Origin of the sequence: Hymenobacter perfusus (assembly GCF_003944765.1) — a bacterium.
Lineage (GTDB): Bacteria > Bacteroidota > Bacteroidia > Cytophagales > Hymenobacteraceae > Hymenobacter > Hymenobacter perfusus.
This window is the reverse complement of sequence record NZ_RWIU01000006.1, coordinates 203,086-215,136: the sequence shown is the minus strand read 5'-3', so window position 1 is coordinate 215,136 and position 12,051 is coordinate 203,086. Positions and strand designations below refer to the sequence as shown.

At 60.2% G+C, this 12,051-nt stretch carries 13 protein-coding genes; 3 read left to right on the top strand and 10 right to left on the bottom strand.

Annotated features, from left to right (window positions below; translation table 11 throughout):
* Window positions 1-120 precede the first annotated feature (120 nt).
* The 6 genes from EI293_RS17610 to EI293_RS17585 all read right to left on the bottom strand — a co-directional run bounded on the left by EI293_RS17610 (window position 121) and on the right by EI293_RS17585 (window position 4,441).
* Entirely contained in the window at window positions 121-1,110 is a 990-nt protein-coding gene (locus EI293_RS17610; RefSeq protein WP_125439862.1) for an enhanced serine sensitivity protein SseB, read from the bottom strand.
* A 170-nt stretch (window positions 1,111-1,280) separates the two neighbouring features.
* Window positions 1,281-1,655, bottom strand: coding sequence for a c-type cytochrome (locus EI293_RS17605; protein ID WP_246010710.1), 375 nt, complete (start codon window positions 1,653-1,655; stop codon window positions 1,281-1,283).
* Window positions 1,656-1,711: 56 nt separating this feature from the next.
* Window positions 1,712-2,413 (bottom strand): SCO family protein, encoded by a 702-nt coding sequence (locus EI293_RS17600; RefSeq protein ID WP_125439860.1) that lies wholly within the window; start codon window positions 2,411-2,413, stop codon window positions 1,712-1,714.
* Entirely contained in the window at window positions 2,413-2,823 is a 411-nt protein-coding gene (locus EI293_RS17595; RefSeq protein WP_125439859.1) for a hypothetical protein, read from the bottom strand. Before EI293_RS17595 ends, EI293_RS17600 begins: the two co-directional genes overlap by 1 nt.
* Before the next feature lie 203 nt (window positions 2,824-3,026).
* Window positions 3,027-3,722, bottom strand: a complete 696-nt coding sequence (locus EI293_RS17590) for a DUF547 domain-containing protein (protein WP_246010716.1) — start codon at window positions 3,720-3,722, stop codon at window positions 3,027-3,029.
* Between the two features lie 242 nt (window positions 3,723-3,964).
* Window positions 3,965-4,441 carry a DUF4112 domain-containing protein gene (locus EI293_RS17585; protein WP_125439857.1) on the bottom strand — a complete coding sequence of 159 codons (477 nt, stop codon included), beginning with the start codon at window positions 4,439-4,441 and terminating at the stop codon, window positions 3,965-3,967.
* A 99-nt stretch (window positions 4,442-4,540) separates the two neighbouring features.
* Between EI293_RS17585 and EI293_RS17580 the strand changes: the two genes are divergently transcribed.
* Window positions 4,541-5,530: an aldo/keto reductase gene (locus tag EI293_RS17580; protein WP_125439856.1), complete on the top strand. Its 990-nt coding sequence runs from the start codon at window positions 4,541-4,543 to the stop codon at window positions 5,528-5,530.
* A 125-nt stretch (window positions 5,531-5,655) separates the two neighbouring features.
* Here the strand turns inward: EI293_RS17580 and EI293_RS17575 are convergent, their stop codons facing one another.
* On the bottom strand, window positions 5,656-7,107 hold the full coding sequence (locus EI293_RS17575; RefSeq protein ID WP_125439855.1) for a DNA integrity scanning protein DisA nucleotide-binding domain protein: 1,452 nt from the start codon (window positions 7,105-7,107) through the stop codon (window positions 5,656-5,658).
* 206 nt (window positions 7,108-7,313) lie between these two features.
* Between EI293_RS17575 and EI293_RS17570 the strand changes: the two genes are divergently transcribed.
* Window positions 7,314-7,577: a hypothetical protein gene (locus EI293_RS17570; protein ID WP_125439854.1), complete on the top strand. Its 264-nt coding sequence runs from the start codon at window positions 7,314-7,316 to the stop codon at window positions 7,575-7,577.
* A 110-nt stretch (window positions 7,578-7,687) separates the two neighbouring features.
* On the opposite strand, the gene EI293_RS17565 is transcribed toward EI293_RS17570, so the two are convergent.
* Window positions 7,688-8,917, bottom strand: coding sequence for a BaiN/RdsA family NAD(P)/FAD-dependent oxidoreductase (locus EI293_RS17565; protein WP_125439853.1), 1,230 nt, complete (start codon window positions 8,915-8,917; stop codon window positions 7,688-7,690).
* Between the two features lie 131 nt (window positions 8,918-9,048).
* Between EI293_RS17565 and EI293_RS17560 the strand changes: the two genes are divergently transcribed.
* Window positions 9,049-10,236, top strand: a complete 1,188-nt coding sequence (locus EI293_RS17560; RefSeq protein WP_125439852.1) for a cation:proton antiporter — start codon at window positions 9,049-9,051, stop codon at window positions 10,234-10,236.
* A gap of 67 nt (window positions 10,237-10,303) precedes the next feature.
* On the opposite strand, the gene EI293_RS17555 is transcribed toward EI293_RS17560, so the two are convergent.
* Together EI293_RS17555 and EI293_RS17550 are read right to left on the bottom strand one after the other, a co-directional pair.
* The gene (locus EI293_RS17555; protein ID WP_044001875.1) at window positions 10,304-10,864 is read right to left on the bottom strand and encodes a MarC family protein; all 561 of its coding nucleotides are present in this window, start codon (window positions 10,862-10,864) and stop codon (window positions 10,304-10,306) included.
* A 105-nt stretch (window positions 10,865-10,969) separates the two neighbouring features.
* On the bottom strand, window positions 10,970-12,037 hold the full coding sequence (locus tag EI293_RS17550; RefSeq protein ID WP_125439851.1) for an aminotransferase class V-fold PLP-dependent enzyme: 1,068 nt from the start codon (window positions 12,035-12,037) through the stop codon (window positions 10,970-10,972).
* Window positions 12,038-12,051: the final 14 nt, after the last annotated feature.

Sequence of the window (12,051 nt, the reverse complement as noted above, 5' to 3'; positions counted from 1 at the left end):
TATTGGCTTACATAACTGTTAACAGGGAGTTTGTTCCTGTTTTTGCGATACTGCCACTGCACAGATCAAAAAAGCCCCCGCAACAACTGCTGCGGGGGCTTTTATACTTTAGGCTGAAGGCTAGGCGCGCTGGTAAACCGGCGTGGTAGTCAGCAGATACTGAATGAGCGGTTCCTCGGAGGCCGTATCAATCAGCATAAGATCCACGAACTGGGCTTCCCCGATTTTGCCCTGGATAACCGGGCCGAGGTCCTGCAGGAAGGCCGGGTCCTGGCTTTCGGTATCGAAGGCCACCAGCAGACGGGACTGCTCGGGGTTGTTCTGCATGCGCATTTCGGCCAGGTATACCGTGCGGATATGGTCCTGAGTGGCGCTGTACTCCCGCAGTCCTTCCAGCAATTCGGTGGGTTCGGGCTCGGGCTGGTGCAGCGAAACCTGCACGTCGGCGGGGGCGGGCATCTCGAACAGCTGACCCGTGAGTAGGGCCTCAATTTCGGCCGCTTCAAGCAGCTTGCCTACCGCCGAGAAGGGGTTCAGGGCACAGTCGGCTCCTTTCACCATCGTGAAGAAATCGTGGCCCCGCAGCCGCAGGTAGGCTACGCTGCCTTCGGGTACCGCGCCATTATCGAAAATGCGCTCCACGGCCGTGAATACGGCAATTTTGCCATCATGCAACGCCTGGAGCTGAATTTCCATGCCTTCGGTAGGCGTTACTTCCCCGGGCTCCTGATCTTCCTGGCCGGCCATTACCACTACTACTTCCTCGCCCAGCAGGGCTTGGTAGAAGGGGCTGCGGAACTGGGGCTCCACGGCCGCCTGCATCAGCAGCTGCTCCAGAATGTTGAGCGGCTGGAAATCGGGCAACTGAGGAGTTTCCTGGCCCAGGCCGCCCGGCAGCGGAATAGGTGGAGCCGGTGGAATGAACGGTAGGGGAGCCGGGGCGGGAGCGGCCGGCATCTGGTAGTTGGAGCCCTTGTAGCGCGGCCCAGCAGGTGAAGCGGGCGCGGCAGGAGTTTCGGAGGCGGCAGTAGTACCGTCGGCCGGGGTGGGGGTAGGAGCGGGGGCCGGGATGCCCTCGTCTTTCTTTTTCAGGAAGTCAAACAGACCCATAACAGAACAAACAGATGAAGCTGCAAGCTAAGCAGGTTTGGGGGAAGATGCACTCTTCGGTGAAGTGGTGAGTTGGTGAAATAGTGAGATGGTGAGTTTTCCGTTTGGCCGGCGCAGGTGGCGCGAACCGAACAGCAAACTCACCGTCTCACTATTTCACCAACTCACCACTATTGCCCATCCGAGCCATTGCAGCGGCCCAGCAGCTCAGAAGCTTCCCGGATGGTGTAGGGCTGGTTCTGGTTGCCCCAGTTGGTTTGCAGGAAGTTGAGCAGATTCGTAATCTGCGAATCGGTAAGGTCCTCATGGCCGGGCATCACCTGGTTGTACTCAACGCCATTGACCACCAATGGCCCTTTCAGGCCTTTCCGGATGAGGCAGGGCAGCTCGGCGCGGTGGCGGGCAACGTAATCGGTGCCCGCCACGGGCGGAATCAGGCGTTCCAGGCCTTGGCCCTGGTCGCCGTGGCAGCTGGCGCAGTGCGTGGTGTAGAGTTGCGCGCCTTCATTCTGCCGCTCCGTGAAGCAGCCACTCAGACTCAGCACACCTATCGTGCCGGCTGCCAGCGCGTAGCATAGCCCGGCAGTACGTCCCCCGAGCCTCATTTGGCAGCCGTGGCGGCTTCTTCCTGTTCCTCCTTCAGCAAAATGGGCAGGTCGTGAATCAACTGGTCCACCTGGCTTTTTTCCATCCCGTCGTACACGCCCCGGATGCGCCGTTTGGAATCGACTAGCGCAAAAGCACCACTGTGAGCAAAGCCGCCCTGCACGGTTTTATCCACCTGCGCGGCCGTCATGTAGGCCTTAGCCAAGGCAAAAATGGTGTCGTGGGAAGCCGTGGCGAAGTGCCAACGCGCGGCATTTTTAATGCCCAGCCGCTCGGCGTAGTCGCGCAGCACCGGGATGGAATCATGGGCTGGGTCGATGGTGTGGCTCAGGAACAGCACGTTGGGGTTGCCCTCAAACTGCTTATACACCCGCAGCAGCTCACTCTGCATTTTGGGGCAGATGCTGGGGCAGGTGGCAAAGAAGAAATCCGTCACGTACACCTTGCCTGCGAAGGTGGCATTAGTGATTTCCTGGCCTTCCTGATTGGTAAGCCGGAAAGCCGGTACTGGGTCGGGCAGCGTATCGGTGGGCGAGGTCGGCTCCGTGCGGCGCAGGCCCTGAATAGGCAGCCGCTCAGATTGAGCGGTGGCTGTGGTGGCCGAATCGGAGGAACAGGCGGCCAGCAGGCTGCCGGCGGCCAGCAGACCCGCCAGTACGGCACGGCTGCTGGTAAGGTGCAAGGTCAGAAAGGACATTATCGGGCAGAAGAAGTGGGGGCAGAACCAGCGGCCAATACAAAGCGAGCCGAGTCCTGACTGGTTTGAAACAGGCGGCCCACCGAATCGATGCGCTGCTGCTGGGCGGCGAAGTAGCTGAGGCAGCGCGTTACGGTTACCGTATCGGCGGGCTTGCGGTAGTGGTGCATCCAGAACATCATGCCGTTTTCCGCCCCGAGCAGTGCCCGACGCTGGCGGCCGGCGGCCACGGTATCGGCCGGTGGGGTTTTCTGGAGCTGCTGGCGTAACTCATAGAGCTTGTCCATCTGGGCCATTAACTCATCGTGGCGGGCCAGGACGGCTTTTTCGGCGGCTTCAGCTTTTTGCTCGTCGCTCTGTAGCGAGAGGCAGGCGGGTAGCAGCACCAGCAAGGGAGCAAATCGGAGCATTTTCACGGCCGCAAAGGTAAGACGGGATTACGTGAAAAGCCGATAATACTCTTGAAAAGCCGGTTTCACCGGGTGCACCCGGCGGACGATTTACCACGCAACAACACGGGCCGCAACCACGCGCCTCGACACCGTTCGGGTAGTTTTTCCCTGGCTTAGAACCTTTCCCAAGACATTAGCAGGCGGCTGTAAAGGGTCGCCGCTTACTGTTCATTCAGATTCCAATTGTACTCCAGGAAGCCAATATTGGCATTGGTGTCGAGCTTGGTTTTGGAATATCGGTTTACCCACTTCACCACCGACTGCCCGTTTTCGTTCCAGTCGCCCTTGTACCAATCGAAGTACCGGGAAAGCTGGGGGTTGCTCTTGCTGACTTTGTTTTTGACCGGATTATTGAGGAAATCCTGGCCCTGCTCATCAAGTTGCCGATCAAGCCGGGCGGCTATATAGGCCTCATTACGCAGGCGCGGACAGGAAATGGAGGCGCAGACCAGGGCAAAATGAATACGCGGGTCGTTGAATTTCTTGCGTAGCGTACCGTGCTCAATAGCGTCGAGGCTCATCTTTTTGCCCCCGATGCTGAAAAACTCGGCGGCCCACGGCGTAGTCACGAACGGAATCTTGATTTTGGAGCCGATGTCTTTGATGCTCTGCACCGGATAATGGTTCAGAATCAGCTGAATCGTGTAGGCGTTGTAGGCGTTGATCCAATACGCCATTTGCTCCTGCTTGCTCCAGGAGGCCGCCGGCGGGTTTTTGCTCAGCAGCTCAAGGTACTGGCTGAACTCTTTCTGGTCGGCTTTGAAGCCTTTATAATTTACCAGCCCTTTCTCATTAACGTGCTTTTTAAGCAGCCGGTCAAAAGAGCTATGGTCTACGTTAGTGGCTACGGGAGCCATTAGGTAGGTAAGAGGCGGCGTAGCTAGAACAGGTTGTGCCGACAGCCCTGCCAGTGCCCCGAACAAAACGGACTGGCAGAAGAAATAGGTGAATTTCATGCGAAAAAGGGAGAGTTGAACTGCACCTATGAGCAACTTCACCGAGGCAGATTTGTTGCCCGGTCACTCTACACGATTCTGCTTTCCCATAGCCAGGAATAGCAGAACTCTCCGTATACCTGAAAGCCAAAAGTGATAGGGCCTCAGCTAGTCCACTCGGCGCGGGCCCAGTGCCACAATGCCCACGCTCCCCAGACCAACGCACCGCCCATCAGTAGCAGCAGTAGCAGAATGAGCAGTACCAAGCCGCGTCCGCTGCCCTGGTGCTTGCCTTCTTGGTAGTGGGCGCGTAGCAGGCGCACGTTCCGGTCGTTGGCTTTATAGGCGAAGTCGAAAATGTTGCCAACCACCGGAATAGCCCCGATAACCGTGTCGAGCAGCACATTCAGCACCATCCGCACCACCAGCTGGCCACTGGCCCCGTGGCGCAGCATCGTCAGAATAAGGATGCCGGAAATGGCCAGAGAGGGTAGCCCGCCCACCACCGGAATCAGGCCCATGATGGGGTCGAGGCCGAAGCGCCAGGTAGTGCCGGGTACGCGGAACTGGCTGTCGAGCAGGCGGGCGGTGCGTTCCACCCACAGCAGGCGGTTGTCGTGGTCGAAAGTAGGCGTAGACATGGGGCAGGAATACCGGGAAAGTAACGGGAGCTGTATACGGGCCGTACAGGAATCCGGCGGCCGACTCGGGCCGCATCACGCCATACTTGCTACACTGCCATGAAAAACCGCACCTTAGGCCAATCCGGCCTGAAAGTTTCTTCCCTCGGCTTAGGCTGCATGGGCATGTCTGATTTTTACGGGGCCCGCAACGATGAGGAAAGCATCCGCACCATTCACCGGGCACTAGACCTGGGCGTTACGTTCTTTGACACGGCCGATATGTACGGCCCTTTCACCAACGAGGAGCTGCTGGGCCGGGCGCTTAAGGGCCGGCGGGCGGAGGTGGTTATCGCCACTAAATTCGGCATCCAGCGCGACCCGAATAATCCGGAAAAGCGCGGCATCAACGGCCGACCGGAGTACGTGCGCCAAGCCTGCGAAGACAGCCTGCGCCGTCTCGGCACCGACCACATCAACTTGTACTACCAGCACCGCGTAGACCCCGCCACGCCCATCGAGGAAACCGTGGGGGCCATGAGCCGGCTGGTGGAGGAAGGCAAAGTGCGCTACCTGGGCCTCTCCGAAGCGGCCCCCGATACGCTGCGCCGGGCTAGTCAGGTCCACCCAATTACGGCGTTGCAGACTGAGTACTCGCTTTGGAGCCGGGAGCCGGAGGATGAGATTCTGCCCACCTGCCGGGAACTGGGCATCGGGTTCGTGCCGTACTCGCCGCTGGGCCGGGGCTTCCTGACCGGGCAGATTCAGCGTTTCGAGGATCTGGCTGCCGATGACTACCGCCGCCATACGCCCCGCTTCCAGGGCGAAAACTTTCAGAAAAACCTGGATTTGGTAGCTCGCATCAAGGAAATAGCCGTCGAGAAGGACTGCACGCCCGGCCAGCTGGCCTTGGCCTGGGTACTGGCCCAGGGCGAGGACATCGTGCCGATTCCGGGCACCAAGCGCGTGGCGTACCTGGAGGAAAACGTAGGCGCTGCCGACCTGCTCCTGTCACTGGAAGACCTGGCCCGCATCAACCAGATTGCCCCTCAGCACGCCGCCGCCGGCCAACGCTACCCCGAAGCCATGATGGCGAGTGTGAATCGGTGATTTAGTGAGGTGGTGATTTAGTGAGTTTGATATGCATTGCAGCACGGCATGGCGCAGTGTGGTTGGTCGCCGTTATGCACATTGCGCTATTGGAACATCCAACTCACTAAATCACCACTTCACCGTTACCGCCGCACGGGGGGCAGCAGGTCGATCCAGCCATCTTCACTCACGACGATGGCCAGGACGGGGTAGCGGCTGCTTTCCACGTAGCGCAGGGCCGAGTTGTAACGGGAGCCCCGGCTGGAGTCGCCTTTTTCGGTGGCGAGACCGTCGAGGATGACGCCGATGGCGTAGCAGGTGCCGGCCGGGTCGATGAGCACGGCCCCATCGATATTCGTGACGAGGCGCAGCACGGAGGGCGTCATCAGGCGAGGGGCCACCCGGAAACACTGGCGGGTGAGGCGGGCCGCCTCTTGGGCCGCGCCTTCCGAAATCAGCAGAATGGTGCCGTTAGATTGGGTGGTGGCCTTCAGGGTCAGCTCCCAGAGGTAGGCCACGCCGGCCGCATCCACGGCCGGGAATACCCGGCGAATAGCTTCCGTGAAGTTGTTCTCATCGACGCTGCCCTGCGGGAGCCGGGGCGTGTTCGATACCACTTTCATCATCAGCTGCCCATCGTGGCTCAGCTCCCAGCTATAGTGCTTGGTGAAGTGGACCGTGAACAGGGGCTCGTACTGCGGGTCAGAAGGCTCCACCAGATAGCCCAGCCCGAACACATCGGTGGCGTCCGTAATCAGCGAGTTGCGGTCCTCACTCAACTCCAGCAGCTTGCGGATGCGGCGGTAGTCGCGCAGCGGAATCGGGGACTCGAGGGTGAGGACGGGCACCACGGCCGGGTGGTTGCGGCGCGAAACCAGCATGGTGCCCACGCCTTCGTCGCCCTCGTGGCGCAGGGCAGCCACGCCGTTGCAGGCATCGTAGAGGCCGTGGGAGCCGGCGGCGGCGCGCAGCATAAAGCGGCGGCCGGCAGCGCGCAACACCTCGTTGTAGTCACGGTCCAGCACCGGTCGGTCGTCGTCGGTGTCAGATTCACGCAGGGCCCGGGCGGCGTCTTGGAGTACTTCCTGTACGGTAGCGGCTAGGAGGGAAGCCGGGCGGGTGGGGCCGGCGGGGCCCGATAAGGAATAGTAGCCTTGGTAGGCTTCGGAGTTGATTTGCAGGACAATCAGCACCATGTAGCCGCCCACGGTGACGGGCACGGAGCAGAAGCTTACGCGTTCCTCCTGCTGACTGGCTACCAAATCGTTGAGGGTGTGCTCAGTGGCACGGCGCAGCAACTCGTACCAGCGCTGCTTTTCGTACCGGTCGTGGTCGAGGGGGTGCAGGTGGTACACTACTTCGCGGGGGCCGTCGGGTTCCAGGGAAGCGGCCCGAGCCTTAAGGGACGCAAAGTGCTGAGGACGGTAACGGTGGTTCTGGGGCTCAATGATGACGGCCTCCGGTTCGTCGGTTTCGCGGGCCGAGGCCAGGCCCAGCAAAAATACTTCCGGCTTTAGCGTCCGGTCGAGCAGATTAAATACGCCATCAGCAAACAACTGGGCCGAAACGCGAAACAGACTTTGGTTTTCCCACATAAGGGACGGCGGGTGGGCGTAAGGGGCGCAAAGGGGCAAATACGCAAAAGTCTGCCGTAAAGATGGGGCCGACCGGAAAAACGCCGGAACTTTTAACAACCTTCGGCTGATGCCAAAGTTATACTCGTGCGTACTTCGCGGCCGAGCTTGCCCGCCCGCCGGAACGAGCGTATCTTCCGGAAGTTTCCTGCGCCAGCCCCCGTGCCATGTTCGTAGACCTACTCGTAGCCGGCATTATTGCCATTTCCATTCTGCCGCTTACCACGGGCTACTGCGCCTACAGCTACGGCCGCTCGTTCTGGCTGTGGTTTGCGCTCGGGTTTGTTCTCCCGATTGTATCGTATTTCATCCTCTTCGCCCTGATTCTGCGCCAGCAGCTTGACCATGGCCAGCGGTTGCTCTTCGAAGCCAAATCTATTCTGGCTGAAGCTGAAGAAGCCGAGCGTGCCGAACGCCAGCGGTTGGGGTAGGGAAATTGGCGAAGTAGCATCCCGTTATAGAACACCATGTTTCGCTCCACTCTGCCCGACGGGCGGTAACAATTTTCTGGGCGGGTTTTAATACTGCCTGAACAACTATTTCAACCCAGAAACCGCCGAATACCCTGCGCGGCCCAGGCCCCGGTGCTGAAGCAGCCCTGCAGCAGGTAACCGCCGGTGGGCGCTTCCCAGTCCAGCATTTCGCCGACCACGAAGGTGCCGGGCCGCTGCCGCAGCATCAGGTTTTCATCTAGGCCATTCCAGGCTACGCCGCCGGCCGTGCTGATGGCCTCATCCAAGGGGCGCAGGCGGGTTACCGGAATGGGTAAAGCCGTGAGCAACCGGGCCACGGCGGCCGGCTCAATGGGGAAAACGGCTGGCCCCAGCTCCCGCAGCAGCGTGGGCACCGGCGGTTTCAGCTTCAATGCCTCACTCAGAAACGAGGCCCACGACTTGCCCGCACGGCGGGTTTGCAGCCGCGCCAGTAGCTGGGCCGCTGGCAGATCGGGCTTGAGGTTGAGGTGTAGCTGGGCCGGCTGCCCGGTGGCCAAGGCAGCGCGCAGCTGCGGTGTAAGGGCGTACACCGGAGTGCCTTCGAGGCCGTAGTCCGTCAGCATGATTTCGCCGCGCACGGTATGCGGGCCGCAGCTGACGGCCACGTTCTTGAGCGGCTGCCGGCCCACCTTCGCCCGGAAAAAATCCGACCACCCGACTTCCGTCCCGCAATTACTGGGGGCGAAGGGCACTACTGGCACGCCCAGCTCTGCCAGTATCGGCAGCCAGCGCCCGTCGGAGCCGGTTTTGGCCCAGCTGGCCCCACCCAGCGCCAGGAGCGTAGCGGCGGGGTGCGTCACGAACTCGGAGCCGGTAGCCTCGTTGCGCAGGCGCAGGCCGGTTAGTCCTTCGAAGCCCAGCCAGCGGTGGCGCGTCTGAATATCTACACCCAACTGCTGCAGCCGCTCCAGCCACGCCCGCAGTAGCTGGGCCGGCTTGTAGTCGGGGGTGGGGAACACCCGGCCACTGGTGCCCACGAAGGTTTCGATACCCAACTCAGCGGCCCAGGCGCGCAGGTCGGCGGGGGAGAAGTGGCGCAGGTAGTGGGCAAAGGCCGGGGCGTGGGCGGCGTAACGGGCGGCAAAAGCAGCGTCGTCCTCGGCATTGGTGAGGTTGAAGCCGCCGTGCCCGGCCACTAGAAACTTGCGGCCCACCGTCGCCTGGGCCTCATAAAGCCGTACCCGCACGCCCGCTTTGGCCAGATGTTGGGCCGCCAGCAGGCCCGCTGGCCCACCCCCGATAATTGCTACCTCCGCAGAAGAAACGCCCGTTTGCATCCGGCAAAGGTAATCAGCCCAAGCCGGCGTGTACCGACTGGAAAATCCCTGTTTCGGACCAATTGCGCGTTTTGTGCGTATAGTTGGGGCCGTTGAGCTTCATTTCGCCAGCGGCCTAACACAACTATTGCATGGGTTCGTACTCTATTCTGATTGGGCTGAGTCTGGCCGTCATCCTGTCGTATCTGTTTGATGTGGTGGCGCGGGCCACCAAGGTGCCTTCGGTGTTGATGCTGCTGCTCTCGGGCATTGCCCTGCGTCAGGCCGCCGACTACTTCGATTTCACGTTGGGCATCCCGAAGGTGATACTGGAAATCTTCGGCATCATCGGGTTGATTATGATTGTGCTGGAAGGCGCGCTGGACCTGAAGATCAGTCGGGACAAGGCGCCCCTGATTCGCCGCTCGTTTCTGGCGGCGGCCCTGATGCTGGTGGTGCAGGCCGTGGTCATTGCCCTGATTCTGCATTTCTGGCTGCACGTCAACTTTCAGAGCTGCCTGATCAATGCCATTCCGCTGGCCGTCATCAGCTCGGCCATTGCCATTCCCAGCGTGGCCAGTCTGCAGGGCGAGAAGCAGGAATTCATCGTGTACGAAAGCACGTTTTCCGATATCCTGGGCATTATGTTCTTCAACTTTGCCCTGCAGGAGAACTTCGCCCAGGGAGCCTCGGTGTTCACCTTCGGGCGTGATGTGGTAGCTGTGCTGGTGGTGGCCGTGCTGAGTACGGCGGCCTTGGCGTTTCTACTCGACCGGATTCGGCTGCACGTGAAGTTCTTCCTGATTCTGGCCTTCCTGATTCTGCTGTACAGCGTGGCCAAGAAGCTGCATTTGTCGTCGCTGGTGCTGGTGCTGGCCTTCGGGCTGGCCGTGAACAATGCCGACCAGTTTTTGAAGGGCCGGCTGGGCCGCTGGTTCCGGCCCGAGCGGCTGGCCGAGGAAGTGCATCAGCTGCGCAGCATCACGGCCGAATCGGCGTTCCTGATCCGCACGTTCTTCTTCCTCCTGTTTGGGTTCAGCATTACGCTCAGCGGTTTGCTCAGCCCGCAACTGCTGCTGCAGGGCGTGCTGATTGTGGCCGCCCTCACCGCCATCCGTTACGTGTACCTGCGCTACATTGCCCGCACCGACCTGATTCCGGAGCTATTCATTGCCCCCAAAGGCCTTATCACGGTGCTGCTGTTCTACAGCATCCCGCAGAAGCACCTCATCGGCGAAGTCAGCGAGAATATCCTGTTCATTGTCATCCTGCTGACCGGCGTGCTAATGATGGCCGGCCTGCTGCTGAGCAAGGAGCAGCCGGAAATAGGGGAGTATTGAAGTCGAAGAAAAAATAAAAGCCTCTGTCTGAAATGGCAGAGGCTTTTATTTTTTCTTCGACTTCAATCTAGAAGTTGGCCTTGAACAGCTTAATGGCAATGGCCAGCAGAATCACGCCGAATACGCGGCGCAGGATGTCTTCGCCGGCTTTGCCGAGCTTGCGCTCAATCCAGGCGGAGCTTTTGAGCACCAGATACACGAAAATAAGGTTGACCAGGATGCCCGCCAGCACGTTGGGCAGCTGGTAGGCGGCGCGCAGGGAAAGCAGGGTCGTCATGGTGCCAGCCCCCACGATGAGCGGAAACGCCAGCGGCACAATGGAGCCCGTAGCGGCCAGCGGGTTGTGCTTGAACAGCTCCACGCCCAGAATCATCTCCATGCCAATGAGGAAGATGATAACGGCCCCGGCCAAAGCAAACGATTGAAAGTCAACCCCGAACAAACTTAGAATGCTCTGGCCCAGAAACAGGAAGGCCACCATCAGCAGGCCCGCCACCAGCGTGGCCACCTCGGCATTGATACCGCCTTCCCGCTGCCGGATCTGAATGATAATCGGGATGGAACCCAGAATATCAATGATGGCAAACAGCGTGAGCGTAACGGAGGCTATTTCCTTGAGGGAGAACATCGGTGATTTAGTGATTTAGCGACTTAGTGAATTGTCGTTCTGACGGTGTGAATTGGTGCGATTTGAACGACAACTCACTAAGTCGCTAAATCACTAAATCACCACTCAGGCGAATTCCCGGGCGAAGAACTGCACGAGCTGCTCGAAGGCGGCGTCGGGGATGGCGGGGAAGTTGGCGATGCGCAGGCTCGTAGGCTTCCAGGTGCCGTAGCCGCTGCCCAGCTGCAGATCCTGGCTTAGGGCGCGGCGTTTCACCTCATCGATGAGGGCGGGCGGGCCCTGCAGCCCGATAACCGTGGTGGAGCGGGTTTCGGGGTTGGTAATGAGCGGGGTGAGCTGGGTGGCCTGGTCGAAGTAGTCGTAGAGCTTGGTTGCGCGGCCCTGCAGGTGCTGGTGCACCTGCTTGATGGGAGCGAGGTCGGTGAGGCTGCGGCTCAGCAGGTAGATTCCCAGCACATTGGGCGTGTGGGTAGTCTGGAAGTTGAGCATCTTCTCGTACTGGGCCGTGAGCGAGTTGTAGTGGCTCCGCTCGTTCACCTTGCGCAACCGCTCCACCGCTTTCGGCGACAACAGCATGATGGAAAGGCCCGCCGGCAGGCCAAAGCACTTCTGCACCGAAGCGTACCAGATATCGGCCTTGATGTACTTGAGCTGGATGCCGGCCATGGAGGACGTGGCATCCACGGCCAGCAGCGTGTTCGATGAAAGTCGATTGTACAGGTTCAGAATGACGCCGTCGCGCAGCTGGGTGGCGTTGCTGGTTTCGTTCTGGGTGAGGCACACCAGGTCGGTTTTCTCGTCGAGGCCGGGTAGGTTCAGCACGTTGGGCACCTCATCAATACCGAACGGCACGCCGATGCTTTCCGGCCGCAGCGCCTTGGCGTACTCGTACCACTTCTCCCCGAACGCGCCGCTGTAGAGGTGGTAGCTTTTGGTGGGCGTGAGGCTCTGGGTCAGCACCTCCCAGCACTCGGTGGCCGAGCTCATGAAGAACACGGTGTAGTCCTGGGGCACGTTGAGCTTATTTTTCAGCTCCTGAATGGTCTGGCGCATGAGCTGCACGAACCGCTCCCCACGGTGCGGAGCCGAGAGCCAGCCCTCATCGAAGGCATCTTGCAGGTAGCGGCGCACCTGTGGGTACACCTGCGAAGGACCGGGATTGAATGTATACATAGGTGTGGAAGACT

Coding starts and splice junctions, on each gene's coding strand:
- EI293_RS17610 (WP_125439862.1), bottom strand. CDS start 1,110: ATGGGTCTGTTTGACTTCCTGAAAAAGAAAGACGAGGGCATCCCGGCC.
- EI293_RS17600 (WP_125439860.1), bottom strand. CDS start 2,413: ATGTCCTTTCTGACCTTGCACCTTACCAGCAGCCGTGCCGTACTGGCG.
- EI293_RS17595 (WP_125439859.1), bottom strand. CDS start 2,823: ATGCTCCGATTTGCTCCCTTGCTGGTGCTGCTACCCGCCTGCCTCTCG.
- EI293_RS17590 (WP_246010716.1), bottom strand. CDS start 3,722: ATGGCTCCCGTAGCCACTAACGTAGACCATAGCTCTTTTGACCGGCTG.
- EI293_RS17585 (WP_125439857.1), bottom strand. CDS start 4,441: ATGTCTACGCCTACTTTCGACCACGACAACCGCCTGCTGTGGGTGGAA.
- EI293_RS17580 (WP_125439856.1), top strand. CDS start 4,541: ATGAAAAACCGCACCTTAGGCCAATCCGGCCTGAAAGTTTCTTCCCTC.
- EI293_RS17575 (WP_125439855.1), bottom strand. CDS start 7,107: ATGTGGGAAAACCAAAGTCTGTTTCGCGTTTCGGCCCAGTTGTTTGCT.
- EI293_RS17570 (WP_125439854.1), top strand. CDS start 7,314: ATGTTCGTAGACCTACTCGTAGCCGGCATTATTGCCATTTCCATTCTG.
- EI293_RS17565 (WP_125439853.1), bottom strand. CDS start 8,917: ATGCAAACGGGCGTTTCTTCTGCGGAGGTAGCAATTATCGGGGGTGGG.
- EI293_RS17560 (WP_125439852.1), top strand. CDS start 9,049: ATGGGTTCGTACTCTATTCTGATTGGGCTGAGTCTGGCCGTCATCCTG.
- EI293_RS17555 (WP_044001875.1), bottom strand. CDS start 10,864: ATGTTCTCCCTCAAGGAAATAGCCTCCGTTACGCTCACGCTGTTTGCC.
- EI293_RS17550 (WP_125439851.1), bottom strand. CDS start 12,037: ATGTATACATTCAATCCCGGTCCTTCGCAGGTGTACCCACAGGTGCGC.